The sequence below is a fragment of the Burkholderia sp. RF4-BP95 genome, from assembly GCF_001521985.1.
Lineage (GTDB): Bacteria > Pseudomonadota > Gammaproteobacteria > Burkholderiales > Burkholderiaceae > Burkholderia > Burkholderia diffusa.
Genome location: NZ_LOSX01000042.1, coordinates 65,049 through 86,012 on the forward strand (window position 1 = coordinate 65,049; position 20,964 = coordinate 86,012).

Here is a 20,964-nt window from a genome sequence, read left to right on the forward strand (position 1 = left end):
CTCGAGCCGTATGCGGGGAAACTCGCACGTACGGTTCCTAGGGGGCCCTCTCTCCGCAAGGAGAGGGGGCTACCCTACCAAGTAACGCTACGGCTTCCGACATGACGAAACTCACGCTGCGCAAAGTGCTCGCGGCGGCGGTGCTGTTTGCCTGCCTGCCGCTCGCCCCGCAAACCGCGGCCGCTGTCACGCCTCCAGCAGCCAGCCTTCCCGACTTCGCCGATCTGGTCGAGAAGGTCGGGCCGGCTGTCGTGAACATCCGGACCACCGCGAACGTGCCGACACCCGGGCCGCGTGGCGTGCTCCCGCCGGGCTTCGACAACGGCGACATGTCGGAATTCTTCCGGCGCTTCTTCGGCATTCCGCTGCCGCAGGCACCCGGCAACGGTGGCGGCAATGGCAGTCCGAAGAATGCGCCGACGCCGGACAATCCGCCCGACACCGAGCAGAACCGCGGCGTCGGTTCGGGCTTCATCGTGTCGGCGGACGGCTACGTGATGACCAACGCGCACGTCGTCGACGACGCCGACACCATCTACGTGACGCTGACCGACAAGCGCGAATTCAAGGCGAAACTGGTCGGCGTCGACGACCGTACGGACGTCGCGGTCGTCAAGATCCAGGCGTCGAACTTGCCGGTCGTCGCGATCGGCGATTCGAACAAGGTGCGTGTCGGCGAGTGGGTGGTCGCGATCGGCTCGCCGTTCGGCCTCGACAACACCGTGACGGCCGGCATCGTGAGTTCGAAGAGCCGCAACACGGGCGATTACCTGCCGTTCATCCAGACCGACGTCGCGGTGAACCCCGGCAACTCGGGCGGCCCGCTGATCAACATGCTGGGCGAGGTGATCGGCATCAACTCGCAGATCTACAGCCGCACCGGTGGTTTCATGGGCATTTCGTTCGCGATCCCGATCGACGAGGCGATGCGCGTGGCAGACCAGCTGAAGGCGACCGGCAAGGTCACGCGCGGCCGGATCGCGGTGGCGATCGGCGAAGTGACGAAGGAGGTGGCCGATTCGATCGGGTTGCCGAAGGCGGAGGGCGCGCTCGTCAGCAGCGTCGAGCCGGGTGGTCCGGCCGACAAGGCGGGCATCCAGCCGGGTGACATCATCCTGAAGTTCAACAGCCGGTCGGTCGATACGGCGTCGGATCTGCCGCGCATGGTCGGCGACACGAAGCCGGGCACCAAGGCGACCGTCAGCGTGTGGCGCAAGGGTCAGGCGCGTGATGTGCCGATCACGATCGCCGAGACGCCGGCGGAGACGACGGCGAAGGCCGAGCAGCGCAAGAATGTGCCGCAGAAGCCGCGCCCGGCCAATTCACTCGGCTTGACGGTCAGCGACCTTTCGGCTGACCAGCTGAAGTCGCTGAAGCTGAAGAACGGCGTGCAGATCGACGGCGTCGACGGCCCGGCGGCCCGGGCGGGCCTGCAGCGCGGCGACATCGTGCTGCGCGTCGGCGACACCGACATCACGAGCGCGAAGCAGTTCGCCGACGTGACCGCGCAGCTCGATCCGCAGAAGGCGGTCGCGGTGCTCGTGCGGCGCGGCGACAATACGCAGTTCGTGCCGGTGCGCCCGCGCCCGATCCAGAAGTAACGCACCGATGTTCACGCTCTACGGCCGCGGCTGGTGCCACCTGTGCGACGACATGCGTGATGCGCTGGCGCCGGTGGCGGCCGAATTCGGCGTTGCCGTCGAGTACGTCGACATCGATGCCGATCCGGCACTCGTCGCCCGTTACGACGAGGAAGTGCCGGTGCTGTTGCTGGACGGCACGGAAGTGTGTCGCCACCGGTTCGACGAGGCGAGGGTGCGCGGCGCGCTGACGATGCGGCGCTGAACCTGGCCCCGTCGCCGGCTGCGCGGGGTGCCGGTGCGAGTCCGCCCGCCAAGGCCTCCGGCAGGACGTCCTGACCGGGCGTCCGCGACCAGGCGTCCCAAATTACCGCCCGGCAAAGGCCTTTTCGGCTAAAATAAGCCGTTTTTTCACCGACTTACAAGGCGTGCTCCGCAGTCGTCGAGCGCGCCTTTTTCGCTTGATCGGCACTGAATGGATCATATTCGCAATTTCTCGATCATCGCGCACATCGACCATGGCAAGTCGACGCTCGCGGATCGCATCATCCAGGTATGCGGCGGCCTCGCCGACCGTGAAATGGAAGCGCAGGTGCTCGACTCGATGGATATCGAGCGCGAACGCGGCATCACGATCAAGGCGCAGACGGCGGCATTGTCCTATCGCGCCCGCGACGGCAAGGTCTACAACCTCAACCTGATCGATACGCCGGGGCACGTCGACTTCTCGTACGAAGTCAGCCGTTCGCTGTCCGCGTGCGAAGGTGCGCTGCTCGTGGTCGACGCGAGCCAGGGCGTCGAGGCGCAGACGGTCGCGAACTGCTACACGGCGATCGAGCTCGGCGTCGAGGTCGTGCCGGTGCTGAACAAGATCGACCTGCCGGCCGCGAACCCCGAGAACGCGATCGAGGAGATCGAGGACGTGATCGGCATCGACGCGACCGACGCGACGCGCTGCAGCGCGAAGACGGGGCTCGGCGTCGAGGACGTGCTCGAAGCGCTGATCGCGAAAGTGCCGCCGCCGAAGGGCGATCCGGCCGCGCCGCTGCAGGCGCTGATCATCGACTCGTGGTTCGACAACTACGTCGGCGTCGTGATGCTCGTGCGCATCGTCAACGGCACGCTGCGTCCGAAGGACAAGATCAAGATGATGGCGACCGGCGCGCAGTATCCGGTCGAGCACGTCGGCGTGTTCACGCCGAAGTCGCGCAATCTCGAATCGCTGTCGGCCGGGCAGGTCGGCTTCATCATCGCGGGCATCAAGGAACTGACCGCCGCGAAGGTCGGCGATACCGTCACGCACGCGACCAAGGCCGCCGCCGAGCCGCTGCCGGGCTTCAAGGAAGTGAAGCCGCAGGTGTTCGCGGGCCTCTATCCGGTCGAGGCGAACCAGTACGACGCGCTGCGCGAATCGCTCGAGAAACTGAAGCTCAACGATGCGTCGCTGCAGTACGAGCCGGAAGTCTCACAGGCACTCGGTTTCGGTTTCCGCTGCGGCTTCCTCGGGTTGCTGCACATGGAAATCGTGCAGGAGCGGCTCGAGCGCGAGTTCGACATGGACCTCATCACGACCGCACCGACGGTCGTCTACGAGGTCGTGCAGAGCGACGGCTCGACGATCATGGTCGAGAACCCGGCGAAGATGCCGGAGCCCGGCCGCATCGCGGAAGTCCGCGAGCCGATCGTCACGGTGAACCTGTACATGCCGCAGGACTACGTCGGTTCCGTGATCACGCTGTGCGAGCAGAAGCGCGGCTCGCAGATCAACATGCAGTATCACGGCCGCCAGGTGCAGTTGACGTACGAAATCCCGATGGCCGAAATCGTGCTCGACTTCTTCGACCGCCTGAAGTCGGTGTCGCGCGGCTATGCATCGATGGACTACGAGTTCAAGGAATACCGTTCGTCGGACGTCGTGAAGGTCGACATGCTGATCAACGGCGACAAGGTCGATGCGCTGTCGATCATCGTGCACCGCTCGCAGTCGCAGTATCGCGGCCGTGAAGTGGCCGCGAAGATGCGCGAGATCATTCCGCGCCAGATGTACGACGTGGCGATCCAGGCGGCGATCGGTGCGCACATCGTCGCGCGCGAGAACATCAAGGCACTTCGCAAGAACGTGCTCGCGAAGTGCTACGGCGGCGACATCACGCGAAAGAAGAAACTGCTCGAGAAGCAGAAAGAAGGTAAGAAACGCATGAAGCAGGTGGGTTCGGTCGAGATCCCGCAGGAGGCGTTCCTCGCGATCTTGCGCGTCGAAGACAAATAACAGGACTGATCCTTTTATGAATTTTGCGCTGATTCTTTTTGTGCTCGTCGTCGTGACGGGCGTAGCGTGGGTGTTGGACAAACTGGTGTTCCTGCCGCGGCGACGCAAGGCGGCCGACGCGGCGATCGAGGAGTTCGATCGCCAGCAGTCGCGTATCGACAAGCGTTTCGCGGACGAAAACGCGGGGCAGACGCGTTCGAAGCTGCGTGACGAAAAACTGCGCCAGCCGTGGTGGCTCGAGTACACCGCAAGCTTCTTCCCGGTGATCCTGGCCGTGTTCGTCGTGCGTTCGTTCGTCGTCGAGCCGTTCAAGATCCCGTCGGGCTCGATGGTGCCGACGCTGCTGGTCGGCGACTTCATCCTCGTCAACAAGTTCGAATACGGCCTGCGCATGCCGATCACGAACACGAAGATCACGCAGGGCAGCCCGCTGTCGCGCGGCGACGTCGTCGTGTTCCGTTATCCGAAGGACGAGTCGGTCGACTACATCAAGCGCGTGATCGGCCTGCCGGGCGACACGGTCGCTTACCAGGACAAGCAACTGACGATCAACGGCCAGCCGGTGCCCGAAACGCCGCTGCCGGATTTCTTCGACGACGAGCGCCAGAACTACGCGAAGCAGTTCGAGGAGACGATCGGCACGAAGAAGAATGCGATCCTCAACAATCCCGCCGTGCCGCCGTTCGTGATGGGCGCCTACGATTATCCGTATCGCGACAACTGCACGTACAACAGCCGCGGCGTGATCTGCAAGGTGCCGCCGGGCCACTACTTCATGATGGGCGACAACCGCGACAACAGCGCGGACAGCCGCTACTGGGGTTTCGTGCCGGACAACAACATCGTCGGCCGCGCGTTCTTCATCTGGATGAACTTCGGCGACCTGAAGCGCATCGGTTCCTTCAACTGATCGCGTTCGACTCGCACGCAATACGCGACGCACGGGCCGCGTCGCGTATTGCCGAACTACTTTAAGAACCGGCGGTAACACCGCCTCGTCACGCCTTTTCGCGTCCGGCCGTGCCGTTTCGGCCCGACCGGCGCCCGCGTTATACTCCTGCACATGCCCCTATCCCAGTTGGAAAGCCGGCTGCGCTATGAATTTCGCAATGCGGAATTGTTGCGCCAGGCTTTGACCCATCGCAGTCACAGTGCCACGCACAACGAACGGCTCGAGTTTCTCGGCGATTCCGTTCTGAATTGCGCGGTGGCCGCCCTTTTGTTCCAGCGTTTCAGCAAGCTGGACGAAGGCGACCTGTCGCGCGTGCGCGCCAATCTCGTCAAGCAGCAGTCGCTCTACGAAATCGCTCAGGCCCTGAATATTTCGGAAGGGCTGCGGCTGGGCGAGGGCGAATTGCGCAGCGGCGGCTTCCGTCGCCCGTCGATCCTCGCGGACGCGTTCGAAGCCATCATCGGGGCGGTATTCCTCGATGGCGGCTTCGAAGCCGCCCAAGGGGTCATCAAGCGCCTCTATATCCCGATTCTCGACCACATCGACCCGCGCACGCTCGGCAAGGATGCGAAGACGCTGCTGCAGGAGTACCTGCAGGGGCACAAGATCGCGCTGCCGACCTACACGGTCGTCGCGACGCATGGTGCGGCGCACAATCAGCAGTTCGAGGTCGAATGCACGGTGCCGAAGCTCGACGTGAAGGTGTCGGGCTCCGGTGCGAGCCGGCGGGCGGCCGAGCAGGCTGCCGCGAAGAAGGCGCTCGACGAAGTGCTGGCGGCTGCGCCGATGCTGGCCGCGAAGCCGAAGCGTTCGAAGAACGCACGCGGGTCGAAGCACGTCGAGCCTGAAATCGTGCCGGGCGTGAAGGGCGTGCAGGAAGCGCTGGACCTGCGTTCGCCGGAACGGAAGGAGCGTGCGGCGGCGCGCGATGCGAAGGCGGCGGCTGCCGCGTCGGCAGCGACCGACGCCGGCGCGCACCCGACCGAGCGGCCGGCGCAGGCGCCGATGGCCGCGATTCGCGCGGCGCATGTGGAAACGGCCGCTGACAAGGCCGACCGGCCCACGAAGCCGACGGCCGAGAAGCCTGCCGAGAAGGCGCCCGAGAAGCCGTCGGATCGCAACGAAGCCGGCTCGCGCGCGGCGGACAAGCCCGCGGAAGCCGCACCCCGTGCAGCCGACAAGCAGGCCGGCCAGGCGTCCGATCCGGCCGCGTCGACCGACAAGCCTGCTGCCGGTTCCGACGCCGCGTCGCGTCCGGCGCCGCGCGCCCGCGACACCGCGGCGCCCGGTGCCGAGACGCCGCAGGGCGGCGCAAGCCTCGCTGCCGCGCAGGCGCGCGTGGCCGATGCCGACCACTGAATTGCCCCTCGATCGTGCCGCGCGCCGCGCGGCCGTTTCCGAACCTGTCTCCCAAACGATATGAACACTCCCGCTCCTACCGGTTTCCGTTGCGGCATGATCGCGATCGTGGGCCGCCCGAACGTCGGCAAGTCGACGTTGATGAACGCACTCGTCGGCCAGAAGATCAGCATCACGTCGCGCAAGGCGCAAACGACCCGCCATCGCATCACCGGCATCAACACGTTCGACGACGCGCAATTCGTGTTCGTCGACACGCCGGGCTTCCAGACCCGCCACAGCACCGCGCTGAACCGCTCGCTGAACCGCGCGGTCACGTCGACGCTCACGTCGGTCGACGTGATCCTGTTCGTGATCGAGGCCGGCCGCTTCGGGCCCGACGACCAGAAGGTGCTCGATCTGATCCCGCCCGGCATGCCGACGCTGCTGATCGCGAACAAGATCGACCGCGTCGCCGACAAGGCGACGCTGTTCCCGTTCATGCAGAAGGTGAGCGAGCTGCGCGAATTCACCGAACTCGTGCCGCTGTCGGCGCAGCGGCCGGAAGACATCAAGCGCCTGCTGGACACGATCAAGCCGTACCTGCCGGAAGGCGAGCCGATCTACGGCGAGGACGAACTGACCGACCGCAGCTCGCGCTTCCTCGCGGCCGAAATCCTGCGCGAGAAGGTGTTCCGCTGGACCGGCGACGAACTGCCATACACGAGCACCGTGCTGATCGACAAGTTCGAGGAGGAAGGGCGCCTGAAGCGTATCTTCGCGACGATCCTCGTCGAGCGCGATTCGCACAAGGCGATGGTGATCGGCAAGAAGGGCGAGAAGCTCAAGCAGATCAGCACCGAGGCGCGGATGGACATGGAGAAGCTGTTCGACGGCCCCGTGTATCTCGAGACCTTCGTGAAGGTGAAGAGCGGGTGGGCCGACAACGAGGCGGGGCTGCGCGCCTATGGGTACGAATGACGCGCTGACGTCAACCGAAGACGCGGTGACCGCCGGCGCGAACGACGCGCCGTTGCCGGCACCGCCCGAACCGCCGCGTCGCAAGGCGCGGCGCGCGACGTCTCGCACGTCCGATTTCCGCGTCGCCGAACAGCCGGCGTTCGTGCTGCACAGCTATCCGTACCGGGAAACGAGCCTGATCATCGACGTGCTCACGCGCGATCACGGCCGCCTCGCGCTCGTCGCGAAGGGCGCGAAGCGCCCGCACTCCGCGCTGCGCGGCGTGCTGCAGACGTTCCAGCCGCTGCTGCTGTCCTGGTCGGGCAAATCCGAAGTACGCACGCTGACGGGTGCCGAGTGGGTCGGCGGGATGCTGCCGCTCGGCGGCGACGGGCTGCTGTGCGGCTTCTACGCGAACGAGCTGCTCGTGAAATTCTGCGCGCGCGAGGATCCGCAGCCGCCGCTCTTCAATCATTACGTGCTCACCCTCACGCGCCTTGCGCACGGCGAACCCGCGGTGCAGGTGCTGCGTTCGTTCGAGCGCGTGCTGCTGCGAGAGACCGGCTATGCGATGGCGCTGAACCGCACGGTCGCGCGCCGTGCGGTCGAACCGGATCGCCGCTACGTGTTCGATCCCGAGCGCGGCGTGCGCAATGCGGACGACGACGTACCGTCGCACTGGCCGGTGATTACCGGACAGACGTTGCTCGACATGGAGCAGGACGATTACCATCGAGCCCAGACGGTCGCGCAAAGCAAGACGCTGATGCGCTTCCTGCTGAACACCTATCTCGGCGGTACGCCGCTTGCCACGCGTCAGATCCTGATCGACCTGCAAAACCTATGAGTTTCTTCCTGACAACGCCCACCGCCATCGACCTCGGCGTGAACATCGACCACGTCGCGACGCTGCGCAACGCGCGCGGCACGACCTATCCCGATCCGGTCCGCGCGGCGCTCGCCGCCGAAGAGGCCGGTGCCGATGCGATCACGCTGCACCTGCGCGAGGACCGCCGCCACATCGTCGACGCCGACGTGCGCAAGCTGCGCCCGCTGCTGAAGACGCGGATGAACCTCGAATGCGCGGTGACGGCCGAGATGCTCGATATCGCATGCGAAGTGCGTCCGCACGACGCGTGCCTCGTGCCGGAGAAGCGCGAGGAACTGACGACCGAAGGCGGTCTCGACGTTGCCGGCCGCTTCGAGGCCGTGCGTGCGGCATGCAGGCAGCTCGCCGACGCCGGCGTGCGCGTGTCGCTGTTCATCGATCCGGACGAGACGCAGATCCGCGCCGCGCATGAAGCCGGCGCACCGGTGGTCGAGCTGCATACCGGCCGCTACGCCGATGCGCACGATGAAGCCGAGCAGCAGCGCGAATACGAGCGCATCGTCGCGGGCGTACAGGCCGGCGCGCAACTGGGCCTCAAGGTCAACGCCGGCCACGGCCTGCATTACACGAACGTGCAGCAGATCGCCGCGATCGACGGCATCGTGGAACTGAACATCGGCCACGCGATCGTCGCGCACGCGATCTTCGCCGGCTGGGACAACGCGGTGCGCGAGATGAAGGCGATCATGGTCGCTGCACGGGTCGCCGCGCTGCACGGCGGCGCGCGCTGACGATGCGTTGCGTGCGTGCGCGCTTCGCTCGTCGCCCGGCATCGTCCGCGCATCACGGCGGGCGCTGAGATGGCGATCTACGGCATCGGCACCGACATCGTCCAGGTGAGCCGCATCGCGGCCGTGCTCGAGCGCACGGGCGGCCGGTTCGCCGAGAAGGTGCTCGGCCCCGACGAGTTGCGCGTGTTCCATGCGCGCCGTGCGCGCTCGGAGGCGCGCGGCATCGCGTTTCTCGCGACGCGCTTTTCCGCGAAGGAAGCGTTCTCGAAGGCGATCGGGCTCGGCATGCACTGGCCGATGACGTGGCGCGCGCTGCAGACCCTCAACCAGCGCAGCGGCGAACCGTACGTCGTCGCATCGGGCGAGCTGGCCGACTGGCTCGCCGCGCGCGGCATCACGGCGCGTGTGACGGTCAGCGACGAACGCGACTACGCGGTGTCATTCGTGGTCGCCGAGGCCGATGCCGCGCCGCCGCCTGCACCCGCACCTGTTTCCCGAACCACTCCCTGACGGACTTCCCGATTCGATGAAAACGACTCCCGGCCCGGTCATGCTCGACGTCGTCGGCACGGCCCTGTCGCGCGACGACGCGCGGCGCCTTGCGCATCCGAACACCGGCGGCGTGATCCTGTTCGCACGGCATTTCCAGAACCGCGCGCAACTGACCGCGCTGACCGATTCGATTCGCGCGGTGCGCGAGGACATCCTGATCGCCGTCGATCATGAAGGCGGCCGCGTGCAGCGGTTCCGCACCGATGGCTTCACCGTGCTGCCGGCGATGCGCCGACTCGGCGAGCTGTGGGACCGCGACGTGCTGCTCGCGACGAAGGTCGCGACGGCGGTCGGCTACATCCTGGCCGCCGAGCTGCGCGCATGCGGGATCGACATGAGCTTCACGCCGGTGCTCGATCTCGACTACGGGCATTCGAAGGTGATCGGCGATCGCGCGTTTCATCGCGACCCGCGCGTCGTCACGCTGCTCGCGAAGAGCCTGAACCACGGGCTGTCGCTCGCGGGCATGGCGAACTGCGGCAAGCATTTTCCGGGGCACGGCTTCGCGGAAGCCGATTCGCACGTCGCGCTGCCGACCGACGACCGGCCGCTTGATGCGATCCTCAAGCAGGACGTGGCCCCGTACGACTGGCTTGGCCTGTCGCTGTCCGCGGTGATCCCCGCGCACGTGATCTACACGCAGGTCGACAAGCGGCCCGCGGGCTTCTCGCGCGTGTGGCTGCAGGACATCCTGCGCGGGCAGCTCGGTTTCACGGGCGCGATCTTCAGCGACGACCTGTCGATGGAGGCGGCACGCGAAGGCGGCACGCTCACGCAGGCGGCCGACGCGGCGCTCGCCGCCGGCTGCGACATGGTGCTCGTCTGCAACCAGCCGGACGCGGCCGAGGTCGTGCTGAACGGGCTGAAGGCGCAGGCGTCGGCCGAGTCGGTGCGGCGCATCAAGCGGATGCGTGCGCGCGGCAAGCCGCTCAAGTGGGACAAACTGATCGCGCAACCCGAGTATCTGCAGGCGCAGGCGCTGCTCGGCAGCGCGCTGGCGTAAGCGGAGAAGGGCGGCGCGATGCCGCCTTTCCCGTTGTCGTTGTCGAAAGCAAAAAGCCGCGCTTGTGCGCGGCTTTTTGCTGTTCCACCGACGCGGGGCGAGGTGCAAGGCGACATGGCCTCGTGCAACTAACCGTCAACCCCCGCCAGCGCCCCGAACAACGGGCGACGCGGTCAGTTGACCTTCATCCGCTGCAGCTTGTTGTACAGCGTCTTGGGGCTAATGCCGAGCAGCGTCGCCGCGCGATGGCGCGTGCCGCCGACCGCGTCGAGCGTCGCGCGGATCAGCAGGTCCTCGACGTCGGACAGCGGGGTGCCGACCTTGATCTGCACGCTGCTGCCGTTCAGCGCGGCGCCGGCCGCGAAGCTCGCTTCGCCCGCGCGCAGCGTTTCGATGAAATCACCGGACGCGTCATAGGCGAAACGCACGCGCTCCTGCAATTCGCGCACGTTGCCGGGCCATTCGTAGGACAGGCATTCGCGCACGAAGCCGGGGGCCGCGCGCTTGTCGGTCGTGCTGCGGCCGGTGGCGCGCGCTTCGCGGTTGAGTTCGTCGATCAGCGCGTCCGCGATGGCGAGTGCATCGCCGTCGCGCTCGCGCAGCGGCGGCATCGTGATCGATGCCGCGTCGAGACGCAGCCACAGATCCTCGCGCAGCGTGCCGTTCGCGACTGCCTCGCGGGCCGGGCGGCGCGTGGTCGCGATCAGCCGGAAGTCGCTCGCGATCGAGCTCGTGCCGCCGATCCGCATGAAGTTCTGCGAGTCGAGCGCATGCAGCAGCGCCTCCTGCAGCACGAGCGGCAGTGCGGTGATCTCGTCGAGGAACAGCGTGCCGCCGCCCGCTTGTTCGAACAGGCCCGATTCGCGCCGCTCGGCGCCGTCGAACGCGCCGCGTTCATGGCCGAACAGCACGCTGTCGAGCGATGCGCCGTGACGCCCGGCATGTGCGATCGTGCGGCAGTCGAACGACACGAACGGCCCCTTGCGGCGCCGGCTCAGGTCGTGCAGCGTGCGCGCGGCCAGCTTCTTGCCGGTGCCGGCTTCGCCCGTGAACAGCACGGCCGTTTCGGTGCCGGCGTTGTGCTCGATCATGTCGTACACGTGCTGCATCGCCTCGCTGCGGCCCACCAGCGCGCCGAAACGGCCCAGGTGGCGCAGCGACGCGCGCAACGTCCGCACTTCGTCGATCAGTTCGTAGGGACGCGGAATCCGGGCCAGCAGGCTGCGCAGGCGCGGAATGTTGATCGGCTTCAGCAGGTAATCCCAGATGCCGTGACGCAGGCCTTCGATCGCGCTCTCGACCGTCGCGTTGCCCGTCAACACGATCACCGGCAGCGAGCCGTTCGGCTGCTGCTGCGGCAGATGCTGGAGCAGGTCGAATCCGCTGCCGTCCGGCAGGTTCAGGTCGACCAGGACGACATCGGGAATCGAGCGGCCGAGCGCCGTGCGTGCCTCGGCGAGCGACGTGGCCGTGTCGACCGAGAAGCCGTCCGCGGCGAGCAGTGCGGTCAGGCCGGACAGACTGTTGGGATCGTCTTCGACAATCAGGGCGTGTGGCATGGTGGACGCGAGTCGAGTCAAGAGAGGCGGGCTGTCGGCCATCGAGCCGGCCGCAGCCGCATGTCAGATTAAAAACTGATTTTATGCCCCGCTGAACACCTGACGTGCATTATTTCTTTGTCGCTATAAAACAGTTACCGATGATACAAATTGAATACCTTTAGTGCTGGATTTTGTGTTGCCCATGGTGCCGACGCATCGGTGCTGTTGGCGGCAGACAAACAAAAAGCGCCCCGAAGGGCGCTTTGTTCGATCCGGAAATCGCGGGCGATTACGCGCGGCTGCGATATTCGTTCGTGCGCGTATCGATTTCGATCTTGTCGCCGGTGTTGCAGAACAGCGGCACTTGCAGCTCGAAGCCCGTTGCGAGCTTGGCGTTCTTCAGCACCTTGCCCGACGACGTGTCGCCCTTGACGGCCGGTTCCGTGTAGGTGATCTCGCGAACCAGGATCGTCGGCAGTTCGACCGAGATCGCCTTCTCGTTGTAGAACACGACTTCGCACGCCATGCCGTCTTCGAGGTAGTTCAGCGCTTCGCCCATCATTTCCGCTTCGACTTCGTACTGGTTGTAGTCGGCGTCCATGAACACGTACATCGGATCGGCGAAGTACGAATACGTCACTTCCTTGCGATCGAGCACGACGACGTCGAACTTGTCGTCAGCCTTGTAGACCGATTCCTGGCCTGCGTTCGTCAGCAGGTTCTTCATCTTCATCTTGACGACGGCGGCGTTACGGCCCGACTTGTTGTATTCCGTCTTTGCGATGACCCATGCGTCGCTGCCGATCTGCACGACGTTGCCTACGCGGAGTTCCTGTGCGGTCTTCATAAAAAACTGTCCTGATCCAATCAAATAAATAGGTGCCTGAGCGTTGCACAACGGCTGACGGCGCAAGCGGGTGGCGTTCCGGTGGGTGCCAAGAGCCCCAAACGCGAGCGCTTGCGTGGTCAGCCGTCGGATAACCGCTTATTTTAACTGAGATTTTGCGTATTCCGCCAGCTTTCCGGCGAGATCGCCGACGCCAGCCAGCGCGTCGGCCCAGCATGCCGCGTTGGCGTCCAGCGCGGCACGATGTTGCAGCAAATCGGCCCAATCGGGCGTGCCGCCGCCGTTCCATGCGTGCCAGAAGCGCTCGAGCGCCGCGCGCGGCGCGTCGGCGAGGCCAGCCGACAGGTGCGCGAGCGCGGCGTCGAGCTTCGGCAGGTGCGCGTCGTCGGCCTGCGGGTAGATGTGCCACACGAACGGCTTGCGCGCCCATTGCGCGCGGACGAACGAGTCCTCGCCGCGCACGAAGTTGATGTCGGCCGCCCATAGCAGCGGGTCATAGTCGGCCTGCGGGACGAACGCGAGCCCGTAAGCGGTCAGGTTGCCGGCGGTCGCGCGCGCGCCGGCGCCGAACGATTCGACCCCGAAGAAACGGGCGACGGCCGGCGATATGCGGCCGACGGGCACGAGCGCGACGACGGGCGACGGGCCGTCGCGCCACTGCGCGAGCAGCGCGTCGACGGCCGGATTTTCATAGGCGAAGAGGCTGACGACGGTCGTGCCCGGCGCCGGCGGCGCGTCGCCGGTCGCCTGCCGCCACCAGGCGGCGCGCGCTGCCGCGTCGGCTTCGAAGGCCGTGCGGCGCGCGTCGAGGTCGCGTTCCTTCAGCACGCCGCCCGTGCCGGCCGACAAACCCGGGAAGAAGAACGTCTTCAGCAGCGGGTAGCGTGGATGCGGCGATGGCCGCAAATGGAAATCGGCGACCCAGTCCTCGGCGCTCAGGTATTCGAGATTGATCCACACGGGGCGGCGCGCGCGGCGCGCCATCGCCGCGAGATACGCGCCGGGCAGCTCGCACGCGAACGCCTCGATCACGACGTCGGCGATCTCCAGCGCATCGCCGACTTCCGCATGCCAGTGTTCGATCACGATGCCGTCGAGCGTCTGCCGCCCGGCATCGGGATCGACCCCCGGCAGCAGCCGCGCGAACGTGCGCAGATCGTCGATGAAGAGCCGCACCTGCCAGCCATGCTCGTGTGCGAGCTGGCGCGCGAGGCGCCAGCACACGCCGATGTCGCCGAAGTTGTCGATCACGGTGCAGAAGAGGTCGCACGCGATCGGTTCGTCGGGTGCGAGCGGCGCAGGGGAGGCGGGGGCGGTGCGGGGCATCGAAGCGGGCCGGTGAATGCTCTAAACTGGCGATTCTAATGGACCCGTTCCGCGCCACAAGGCACCCGGATCACGCATGACATCCCCAGAAGCCGCCGACATCCCGTTCGAACCCAAGAAGATCCTCGCGCAGTTGCCGCACATGCCGGGCGTCTACCGCTACTACGACACGGCGGGCGCCGTGCTTTACGTCGGCAAGGCGCGCGACCTGAAGAAGCGCGTATCGAGCTATTTCACGAAGACGCAGCTGTCGCCGCGCATCGCGATGATGGTCACGCGCATCGCGCGCATCGAGACGACCGTCACGCGCTCGGAGGCCGAGGCGCTGCTGCTCGAGAACAACCTGATCAAGGCGCTCACGCCGCGCTACAACATCCTGTTTCGCGACGACAAGTCGTATCCGTACCTGAAACTCACAGCGCACCGCTTTCCGCGCATGGCGTACTACCGCGGCTCGGTCGACAAGCAGAACCAGTATTTCGGGCCGTTCCCGAGCGCATGGGCCGTGCGCGAGAGCATCCAGATCCTGCAGCGCGTGTTCCAGCTGCGCACCTGCGAGGATTCGGTCTTCAACAACCGCACGCGGCCGTGCCTGCTGCATCAGATCGGGCGCTGCACGGCGCCGTGCGTCGGCGCGATTTCCGAGGACGATTACGCGATCGACGTGTCGAATGCCGCGCGGTTTCTGCTCGGCCGGCAGTCGGAAGTGATGAAGGAGCTCGAGCAGAAGATGCACGCGTTCGCCGCCGACCTGAAGTTCGAGCAGGCGGCCGCCGTGCGCAACCAGATGAGCTCGCTCGCGACGGTGCTGCACCAGCAGGCGATCGAGGTCGGCAGCGACAGCGACGTCGACATCCTGGCGGTCGTCGCGCAGGGCGGGCGCGTGTGCGTGAACCTGGCGATGGTGCGCGGCGGCCGGCATCTCGGCGACAAGGCTTATTTCCCGACGCACGTCGAAAGTGCGCTGACGCTTGCCGAAGGCGGGCTCGGCGACGAAGCCGAGGCGGCGGACGCTGCCGATGAAACCGCCGCGGCATTGCCCGACGGGCCTGCGGAAGATGCTGCCGCCGCGCGCGACGCGGGGGCGTCGGTGGAGGCCGAGGTGCTCGATGCGTTCATCGCACAGCATTATCTCGGCAACCGCGTGCCGCCCGTGCTGGTCGTGAGCCACGCGCCTGCGAGCCGCGACCTGCTCGAACTGCTGTCCGAGCAGGCCGGTCACAAGGTCTCGCTGGTGCGGCAGCCGCAGGGGCAGCGGCGCGCGTGGCTGTCGATGGCCCAGCAGAACGCGCAGATCGCGCTCGCACGTTTGCTGTCCGAGCAGGGCTCGCAGCAGGCGCGCACGCGCGCGCTCGCGGAGACGCTCAGCTTCGAAGGCGACGATCTTGCAACGCTGCGGATCGAATGTTTCGACATCAGCCACACGATGGGCGAGGCGACGCAGGCGTCGTGCGTCGTCTATCACCATCACAAGATGCAGTCGGGCGAGTACCGTCGCTACAACATCACCGGCATCACGCCGGGCGACGATTACGCGGCCATGCGGCAGGTGCTGACGCGTCGCTACGAGAAGATGGTCGAGCAGGCCGCGCAGGCGGCGTCCGCCGACGACGCGGCCGGCATCGACGGCGAATCGACGCGCAAGGCCGAGGCATCGAGCCTGCTGCCGAACATCGTGCTGATCGACGGCGGCAAGGGGCAGGTCGAGATCGCGCGACAGGTGTTCACCGAACTCGGGCTCGACACGTCGATGCTGGTTGGTGTCGCGAAGGGCGAAGGGCGCAAGGTGGGCCTCGAGACGCTCGTGTTCGCGGACGGCCGCGCGCCGCTCGAACTCGGCAAGGAGAGCGCCGCGCTGATGCTCGTCGCACAGATCCGCGACGAGGCGCACCGTTTTGCGATCACCGGGATGCGCGCGAAGCGGGCGAAGGCGCGCCAGACCTCGCGGCTCGAGGAGCTCGAAGGGGTCGGTGCGAAACGCCGGCAGCGACTGCTCGCGCGGTTCGGCGGGCTGCGCGGCGTGGTGGCCGCGAGCGTCGAGGAACTGGCGAGCGTCGACGGCATCTCGCACGCACTCGCCGAGCAGATCTACAAGCAGCTTCACTGAAGCGGCCGTGCGGCCGGCGGCCCCAGCGCGCGATCTCGCGTTCTTGTGGCAGGCCGGTCGACACGGCACAATTGCGAATCCTTTACTGACCCGCATGCCATGCCGTTCAATTTCCCGATTTTCCTGACGTGGGTACGGATCGTGCTGATCCCGCTCGTCGTCGGCGTGTTCTATCTGCCGGACACGGTGATGGGCGGCGCGCACCGCAACCTCGCGGCGGCGGCGATCTTCATCCTCGCCGCGTTGACCGACTGGTTCGACGGGTTTCTCGCCCGCAAGTGGAACCAGACGTCGTCGTTCGGCGCGTTCCTCGATCCGGTCGCGGACAAGCTGATGGTGACCGCCGCGCTGCTGATCCTCGTGCAGATTTCGCGGGTCGATGCGGCGATCGCGCTCGTGATCGTCGGCCGCGAGATCGCGATCTCGGCGCTGCGCGAATGGATGGCACAGATCGGCGCGTCGAAGAGCGTCGCGGTGAACCAGCTCGGCAAGTTCAAGACCGCGTGCCAGATGGTCGCGATCCCGATGCTGCTGTACTACGGCCCGCTGCCGCTCGGCATCGCGACGATCGACACGCGCGTGTGGGGCGAGTGGCTGATGTACCTCGCGGCGGTGCTGACGATCTGGTCGATGCTGTACTACATGAAGCTTGCATGGCCGCAGATTCGCGAGCGCGGCGGCGCGTGAGCAGCCCCGCACGGGCGGTTGCGCAGGTTTTTGGAAAAAGGGCTGGAAAAGCCCTTGACACACGAATGTGCCTTCGACATAATCTCGCTTCTCCGCTGCACGACGAAGTAAGTGTGTGACGGGGAAGCAGTAGCGCAGCAATACGCGGGAGTAGCTCAGTTGGTAGAGCGCAACCTTGCCAAGGTTGAGGTCGCGAGTTCGAGACTCGTCTCCCGCTCCAGATTTTTTCTGGCAGCGTGTTGTACGGCAAAGCGCTGCAGATGCAGGACACATGCGGGAGTAGCTCAGTTGGTAGAGCGCAACCTTGCCAAGGTTGAGGTCGCGAGTTCGAGACTCGTCTCCCGCTCCAGATTTTTCTGGCAGCGTGTTGTACGGCAAAGCGCTGCAGGTGCAGGACAATGCGGGAGTAGCTCAGTTGGTAGAGCGCAACCTTGCCAAGGTTGAGGTCGCGAGTTCGAGACTCGTCTCCCGCTCCAAGTAATGGGGAAGCCACGCTTCCCTTTTTATTTGATGGACTGATGGTCCTCGAATAAAAATCTGTCGCTTGCCTCCACGGCATACGGACAGTCCGCTTTTGGCGCGATAGCAAAGCGGTTATGCAGCGGCCTGCAAAGCCGTTTAGGCCGGTTCGACTCCGGCTCGCGCCTCCAAGTAGAACGAGATAAAGCCCTGATTCGTCAGGGCTTTTCTTTTTTCTGCGTCTTTCCAAAGATGGAAATGGATCGCCAAGAGTGGTAAAAAGTCGCCTCTAACCAACCAAAAACCGACGCCAACCACCCGTCAATCGGCTAATTGGCAATCGAGGCGAGTTGACCAAGCATGGCGAACAAACGACGGCGCCCCTCCGGCACGTGGGAATACGCACTCAAGCGAGCGAAGCTTCTACCAAAGCCACTTTCGCTCACGTTCGATACTGAGGAAGAGGGCGATGCGTACGTCGCCCGCCTCGAGCAGCTGCTCGACGCCGGCATCGTGCCGGAAGAGGTCGTGCAGCAGCACGACGCGCTCGCGACCACTGGCGACGCAATCCGGGCCTATCTGCGACGCGTCTCTGTCCCCGACTCCGATGTTCAGGTGCTGAATGCACTGCTCGGCCGCGAGGCCACGAAGGCGAAGGCGCTGTCTACTCTCGACTATAGGTGGGTCGAGCAATGGGTCACGAGCATGAAGCGTCGTGACCATCTTTCCCCATCAACGATTCGTCACTATGTCGGTGCGCTTGCTCGCTGCCTCGATTGGGTGGTGAGATCTGGTACGCCGATGCTGGCAACGAATCCTATCCGGCTGCTCCCGAAGCGCTACGCGACCTATACCGAAGAAGACCGCGTCGCGGTGGAGGCGCAGGATGTCGACGCGAAGGAGGACGTGCATCGTGATCGTCGGCCGAGTGATGCGGAGCTGGTGGAGATTCGGCGACTGATGGCAGGCGGTAAGCCGAAGGGGCGCGAGCGCGCGTTCGAGCTACCGTACCGGCCGGCACTGGTGTTTCTCTTCGAGTTGGGTATCGAGTCAGCGATGCGAATGCGGGAAATGTATACGCTCGGGATCGACCAATTCGACGTCGGCCGCCGGACGGCCGCGCTCGAGCGGACAAAAAACGGGAGCAAGCGTGCTGTGCCACTTACGACAGTGGCGATAGCTGCCTACGAGCGCTACATTGCGGCGGTGACCAGCCGGGATCCCGAAATGAATGGCTTCACCTTCGACGGCGGGCAGCTATTCCCTTGGGTGGATGAGATAGAAGTATCGATGCGCGCGGGAGGTGCGCCGCTGCTACGGAGAAAGGTGCTCGCACGCGTGTCGTCGCGCCTATCGGCTCAGTTTGGACGGATCTTCGACGCTGCAGGATGCTCGGGCCTCGTGTTCCATGATCTCCGGCATGAGGCGACGTCGCGGCTGGTCGAGCGGACTACACTGAGTGATATTCAGATCGCGAAGATTACCGGCCACACCAATCCCAAGGTACTGATGCGGTATGCGAACCTGTGGGGAAGCGATCTGGCGGCTAGGATGTGGTGATATTGACGAGATGCCAGGGGTGGCCCTTGGGCATGAAAGGAAAAGATGTAACTCACGGCGCGCCGTGTACAATCGCCAAAAACAGGAGAATTTCATGGCTTTGCCGGACATCGGTGCGTGGGAAGTCCAGTCGCTACGGGCTTCATTCATAAGTCAGCAACCAGTTGGAAAGGCCGAGGACTGGTGGCAGATTGCCGTAGGCGTTGCTCCGGAGCAGGTCACGTCGAAACCCAACGTGCTCGAGCACTCCGAAACTGGGGCGTTCGGGCCGGGCAGGTTGGATATGAGAATCGCTTTCAACCGGGCCGATTGGATCTATTCGGCAGTCGACGCGGGTGGCCCGAAGCTGCCCATTCTCGGAGGTGCAGCCGACTTTCTTTCGGCTCTTCGGAAGCCGGTGAAAACGTGGTTAGAAGCGAAGGGGAACGAGGTTCCGTGGGTCCGCGTTGCATTCGGCGCGGTGCTTCTAATGCCTGTCGATAGTATCAAGGACGGTAATGCAGCGATAGGCGATTATTTGCCAATTCTGAATTCTAAAGAGTCGAATGTTAAAGACTTGTTTGTGCAGGTCAATTATCCGCGTGAATCCAAGAACCTCGATGGTAGTGTTGTAAATCGCTTGATCAAGCTATCGACGCTTTCTCTTCAGTTGATAAATATAACTCCTGTGGGTCCGGTTCCTAGCATATCTGATTCTATGTATTGTCGGGCGGAATTGGATTTTAGTACCCCCGTTGATCATGCTAATCCACTTCCGGCCGATAAAATCGTCGGAATTTTCGATGAGTTGATAGATTCGGCTGAAGCGATGGTGAAAGAAGGAGTCAGGCCATGATACGTGTTGGCGTCAATCCGGCACGAAGCGTTGAGGTGCCGCATAGCTATGAGCGCGTATTAAGCACATCGACTACATCCGATGTGGACGATGATTGGGTAAGTCAGGCGGTGAAGGTTGATGCGGCTCGCGCCGTACTTCGAACTTGGAAAACTAGCGTCGAAGACATGTCTGCGCTGAATGCCTCTGACGTTTGGATGAGGTCGTCGCGCACTATCCTGAAAAGTGCCGTTACGATTTGGTCCTCCGTCCTGACGATTGATGCGTCGGGTGCTGAATCATCGGAGACAGCGATGTTCTCTGAGTTGAGTCGTGCCAAAGGCGTAGTTGCGAGCTACGAAAAGGCTGGTAGGCCGCAGTTGGCGTCGTTTTATCTCGTATATTTTATCGAGCAAAGTTTTCGTCATAGATCCTATGCGATGATAAATCGCCTTCTCAAGGAGGCGGAAGTAAAGGAGTTGACTGAATACTCAATAATCGCTATGTTGCGTTCGTCGTTTTCTGCTCGGCAGCATTTGCCGGCATGGCGGGGATTGTTGAATTCCGCTCGGCGAGAGCTCGATAACCGCGGACATAATGCGGCGAAATTGCTTCGTGGTCTAGATCGTTAATAATACTGACGTATGACAATCGCGCTGCACAAAGTAGACGATCGGTTGCCGGAAGATTTGTCTCTCGCAATTGTAATCTGCGGTGAGGCTGTAACCCACACTGAGGGGCAACGGCACGTCGGATTCGTGGTCAAGGGTGATGGGGATACCCTCCACTTATTTGATCTTGCATGGCACAATACGTGCAGATACAGGCAGATTGATCCGGGCTACGCATATGTAATTTCTGATTTTCTTGACCCCTTTACGGCCAGCGCCCTGATTGGTTTGTTGGTGACTCTGCAATCTATCAATTCGACTAGACTTCCGTACTCGATTGTCTACGACGGTGGTGAATACTTTGATAGAGACACGAAGCAATTGATTAAAACGGAACTTGGGGCAGGGTTGACATGTGCCACTTTCGTCTTAGCAGTGTTAGAACACTACGGTATCGACTTGCTCGACTTGGCTTCGTGGCCGATCACTGAAGAGGACGCCGGATGGCAGGCCAAGATCCTCACTTCGTTAAAGGCTTCTCGACCCACGTCGACTGATGAGTTTCTTGCCCAGTTTGACAATATTGGCAAGGTTCCGCGATTTCGTCCGGAAGAAGTGGTCGGCGCTGCGTACTATTTCGAGGACGAGCCGCTGCCTCACAGTGTGGTGCAGCCGGCGGGGCTTGAAACCATCGCTGAATTGCGCAGACTTGGGCTAGGTGCGTAACGTCTGCAAAAT

19 protein-coding genes and 4 tRNA genes are annotated in these 20,964 nt (G+C 64.1%); 20 read left to right on the top strand and 3 right to left on the bottom strand.

What is annotated here, in order from left to right:
* Positions 1-101 precede the first annotated feature (101 nt).
* The 10 genes from WS46_RS15985 to nagZ all read left to right on the top strand — a co-directional run bounded on the left by WS46_RS15985 (position 102) and on the right by nagZ (position 10,274).
* Positions 102-1,601, top strand: a complete 1,500-nt coding sequence (locus WS46_RS15985) for a DegQ family serine endoprotease (protein WP_059691084.1) — start codon at positions 102-104, stop codon at positions 1,599-1,601.
* Positions 1,602-1,608: 7 nt separating this feature from the next.
* Positions 1,609-1,845, top strand: a complete 237-nt coding sequence (locus WS46_RS15990; RefSeq protein ID WP_059691085.1) for a glutaredoxin family protein — start codon at positions 1,609-1,611, stop codon at positions 1,843-1,845.
* 210 nt (positions 1,846-2,055) lie between these two features.
* On the top strand, positions 2,056-3,849 hold the full coding sequence (lepA, locus tag WS46_RS15995) for a translation elongation factor 4 (protein ID WP_021159691.1): 1,794 nt from the start codon (positions 2,056-2,058) through the stop codon (positions 3,847-3,849).
* 16 nt (positions 3,850-3,865) lie between these two features.
* Complete coding sequence (lepB, locus tag WS46_RS16000; protein WP_059447970.1) at positions 3,866-4,759, top strand: signal peptidase I; 894 nt, start codon at positions 3,866-3,868, stop codon at positions 4,757-4,759.
* Between the two features lie 153 nt (positions 4,760-4,912).
* A complete protein-coding gene (gene rnc / locus WS46_RS16005) occupies positions 4,913-6,160 on the top strand; it encodes a ribonuclease III (RefSeq protein WP_059691086.1) in 1,248 nt (415 codons plus the stop codon).
* Between the two features lie 60 nt (positions 6,161-6,220).
* The gene (era, locus tag WS46_RS16010; protein ID WP_059523712.1) at positions 6,221-7,120 is read left to right on the top strand and encodes a GTPase Era; all 900 of its coding nucleotides are present in this window, start codon (positions 6,221-6,223) and stop codon (positions 7,118-7,120) included.
* The gene (gene recO, locus WS46_RS16015) at positions 7,107-7,946 is read left to right on the top strand and encodes a DNA repair protein RecO (protein WP_014897645.1); all 840 of its coding nucleotides are present in this window, start codon (positions 7,107-7,109) and stop codon (positions 7,944-7,946) included. Before era ends, recO begins: the two co-directional genes overlap by 14 nt.
* Positions 7,943-8,719, top strand: coding sequence for a pyridoxine 5'-phosphate synthase (gene pdxJ, locus WS46_RS16020; RefSeq protein ID WP_059691087.1), 777 nt, complete (start codon positions 7,943-7,945; stop codon positions 8,717-8,719). The genes recO and pdxJ overlap by 4 nt, the downstream gene beginning before the upstream one ends.
* A 69-nt stretch (positions 8,720-8,788) precedes the next feature.
* Positions 8,789-9,229 (top strand): holo-ACP synthase, encoded by a 441-nt coding sequence (gene acpS / locus WS46_RS16025; RefSeq protein ID WP_059691088.1) that lies wholly within the window; start codon positions 8,789-8,791, stop codon positions 9,227-9,229.
* Between the two features lie 16 nt (positions 9,230-9,245).
* A complete protein-coding gene (nagZ, locus tag WS46_RS16030; protein WP_059523709.1) occupies positions 9,246-10,274 on the top strand; it encodes a beta-N-acetylhexosaminidase in 1,029 nt (342 codons plus the stop codon).
* Between the two features lie 173 nt (positions 10,275-10,447).
* On the opposite strand, the gene WS46_RS16035 is transcribed toward nagZ, so the two are convergent.
* The 3 genes from WS46_RS16035 to earP form a co-directional block, all read right to left on the bottom strand.
* Positions 10,448-11,833: a sigma-54 dependent transcriptional regulator gene (locus WS46_RS16035; protein ID WP_059523708.1), complete on the bottom strand. Its 1,386-nt coding sequence runs from the start codon at positions 11,831-11,833 to the stop codon at positions 10,448-10,450.
* A 271-nt stretch (positions 11,834-12,104) separates the two neighbouring features.
* Positions 12,105-12,662 carry an elongation factor P gene (gene efp, locus WS46_RS16040; RefSeq protein WP_034206788.1) on the bottom strand — a complete coding sequence of 186 codons (558 nt, stop codon included), beginning with the start codon at positions 12,660-12,662 and terminating at the stop codon, positions 12,105-12,107.
* Positions 12,663-12,800: 138 nt separating this feature from the next.
* Positions 12,801-13,988 (bottom strand): elongation factor P maturation arginine rhamnosyltransferase EarP, encoded by a 1,188-nt coding sequence (gene earP / locus WS46_RS16045; RefSeq protein WP_059691089.1) that lies wholly within the window; start codon positions 13,986-13,988, stop codon positions 12,801-12,803.
* A gap of 76 nt (positions 13,989-14,064) precedes the next feature.
* Between earP and uvrC the strand changes: the two genes are divergently transcribed.
* From uvrC to WS46_RS16090, 10 genes are all read left to right on the top strand, one after another.
* A complete protein-coding gene (uvrC, locus tag WS46_RS16050; RefSeq protein ID WP_059691090.1) occupies positions 14,065-16,095 on the top strand; it encodes an excinuclease ABC subunit UvrC in 2,031 nt (676 codons plus the stop codon).
* 99 nt (positions 16,096-16,194) lie between these two features.
* On the top strand, positions 16,195-16,782 hold the full coding sequence (gene pgsA, locus WS46_RS16055; RefSeq protein WP_006757520.1) for a CDP-diacylglycerol--glycerol-3-phosphate 3-phosphatidyltransferase: 588 nt from the start codon (positions 16,195-16,197) through the stop codon (positions 16,780-16,782).
* 144 nt (positions 16,783-16,926) lie between these two features.
* Positions 16,927-17,002, top strand: a tRNA-Gly gene (locus tag WS46_RS16060).
* Between the two features lie 53 nt (positions 17,003-17,055).
* Positions 17,056-17,131, top strand: a tRNA-Gly gene (locus WS46_RS16065).
* A 51-nt stretch (positions 17,132-17,182) separates the two neighbouring features.
* Positions 17,183-17,258 (top strand) — tRNA-Gly (locus WS46_RS16070).
* Between the two features lie 100 nt (positions 17,259-17,358).
* A tRNA-Cys gene (locus WS46_RS16075) sits at positions 17,359-17,432 on the top strand.
* A gap of 169 nt (positions 17,433-17,601) precedes the next feature.
* Positions 17,602-18,801, top strand: coding sequence for a site-specific integrase (locus WS46_RS16080; RefSeq protein WP_059691091.1), 1,200 nt, complete (start codon positions 17,602-17,604; stop codon positions 18,799-18,801).
* 94 nt (positions 18,802-18,895) lie between these two features.
* Entirely contained in the window at positions 18,896-19,636 is a 741-nt protein-coding gene (locus WS46_RS16085) for a hypothetical protein (RefSeq protein ID WP_059691092.1), read from the top strand.
* Entirely contained in the window at positions 19,633-20,247 is a 615-nt protein-coding gene (locus WS46_RS35355) for a hypothetical protein (protein WP_156437284.1), read from the top strand. The genes WS46_RS16085 and WS46_RS35355 overlap by 4 nt, the downstream gene beginning before the upstream one ends.
* Before the next feature lie 12 nt (positions 20,248-20,259).
* Positions 20,260-20,952, top strand: a complete 693-nt coding sequence (locus WS46_RS16090; RefSeq protein WP_059691093.1) for a hypothetical protein — start codon at positions 20,260-20,262, stop codon at positions 20,950-20,952.
* The last annotated feature ends 12 nt before the right edge of the window (positions 20,953-20,964 follow it).

What these genes read in the sequence shown, in the direction of transcription:
- WS46_RS15985 (WP_059691084.1), top strand. Translation starts at nt 102, where the DNA reads ATGACGAAACTCACGCTGCGCAAAGTGCTCGCGGCGGCGGTGCTGTTT.
- lepB (WP_059447970.1), top strand. Translation starts at nt 3,866, where the DNA reads ATGAATTTTGCGCTGATTCTTTTTGTGCTCGTCGTCGTGACGGGCGTA.
- uvrC (WP_059691090.1), top strand. Translation starts at nt 14,065, where the DNA reads ATGACATCCCCAGAAGCCGCCGACATCCCGTTCGAACCCAAGAAGATC.
- earP (WP_059691089.1), bottom strand. Translation starts at nt 13,988, where the DNA reads ATGCCCCGCACCGCCCCCGCCTCCCCTGCGCCGCTCGCACCCGACGAA.
- WS46_RS16080 (WP_059691091.1), top strand. Translation starts at nt 17,602, where the DNA reads ATGGCGAACAAACGACGGCGCCCCTCCGGCACGTGGGAATACGCACTC.
- WS46_RS16085 (WP_059691092.1), top strand. Translation starts at nt 18,896, where the DNA reads ATGGCTTTGCCGGACATCGGTGCGTGGGAAGTCCAGTCGCTACGGGCT.
- rnc (WP_059691086.1), top strand. Translation starts at nt 4,913, where the DNA reads ATGCCCCTATCCCAGTTGGAAAGCCGGCTGCGCTATGAATTTCGCAAT.
- WS46_RS15990 (WP_059691085.1), top strand. Translation starts at nt 1,609, where the DNA reads ATGTTCACGCTCTACGGCCGCGGCTGGTGCCACCTGTGCGACGACATG.
- lepA (WP_021159691.1), top strand. Translation starts at nt 2,056, where the DNA reads ATGGATCATATTCGCAATTTCTCGATCATCGCGCACATCGACCATGGC.
- pgsA (WP_006757520.1), top strand. Translation starts at nt 16,195, where the DNA reads ATGCCGTTCAATTTCCCGATTTTCCTGACGTGGGTACGGATCGTGCTG.
- recO (WP_014897645.1), top strand. Translation starts at nt 7,107, where the DNA reads ATGGGTACGAATGACGCGCTGACGTCAACCGAAGACGCGGTGACCGCC.
- era (WP_059523712.1), top strand. Translation starts at nt 6,221, where the DNA reads ATGAACACTCCCGCTCCTACCGGTTTCCGTTGCGGCATGATCGCGATC.
- WS46_RS35355 (WP_156437284.1), top strand. Translation starts at nt 19,633, where the DNA reads ATGATACGTGTTGGCGTCAATCCGGCACGAAGCGTTGAGGTGCCGCAT.
- nagZ (WP_059523709.1), top strand. Translation starts at nt 9,246, where the DNA reads ATGAAAACGACTCCCGGCCCGGTCATGCTCGACGTCGTCGGCACGGCC.
- efp (WP_034206788.1), bottom strand. Translation starts at nt 12,662, where the DNA reads ATGAAGACCGCACAGGAACTCCGCGTAGGCAACGTCGTGCAGATCGGC.
- WS46_RS16090 (WP_059691093.1), top strand. Translation starts at nt 20,260, where the DNA reads ATGACAATCGCGCTGCACAAAGTAGACGATCGGTTGCCGGAAGATTTG.
- WS46_RS16035 (WP_059523708.1), bottom strand. Translation starts at nt 11,833, where the DNA reads ATGCCACACGCCCTGATTGTCGAAGACGATCCCAACAGTCTGTCCGGC.
- pdxJ (WP_059691087.1), top strand. Translation starts at nt 7,943, where the DNA reads ATGAGTTTCTTCCTGACAACGCCCACCGCCATCGACCTCGGCGTGAAC.
- acpS (WP_059691088.1), top strand. Translation starts at nt 8,789, where the DNA reads ATGGCGATCTACGGCATCGGCACCGACATCGTCCAGGTGAGCCGCATC.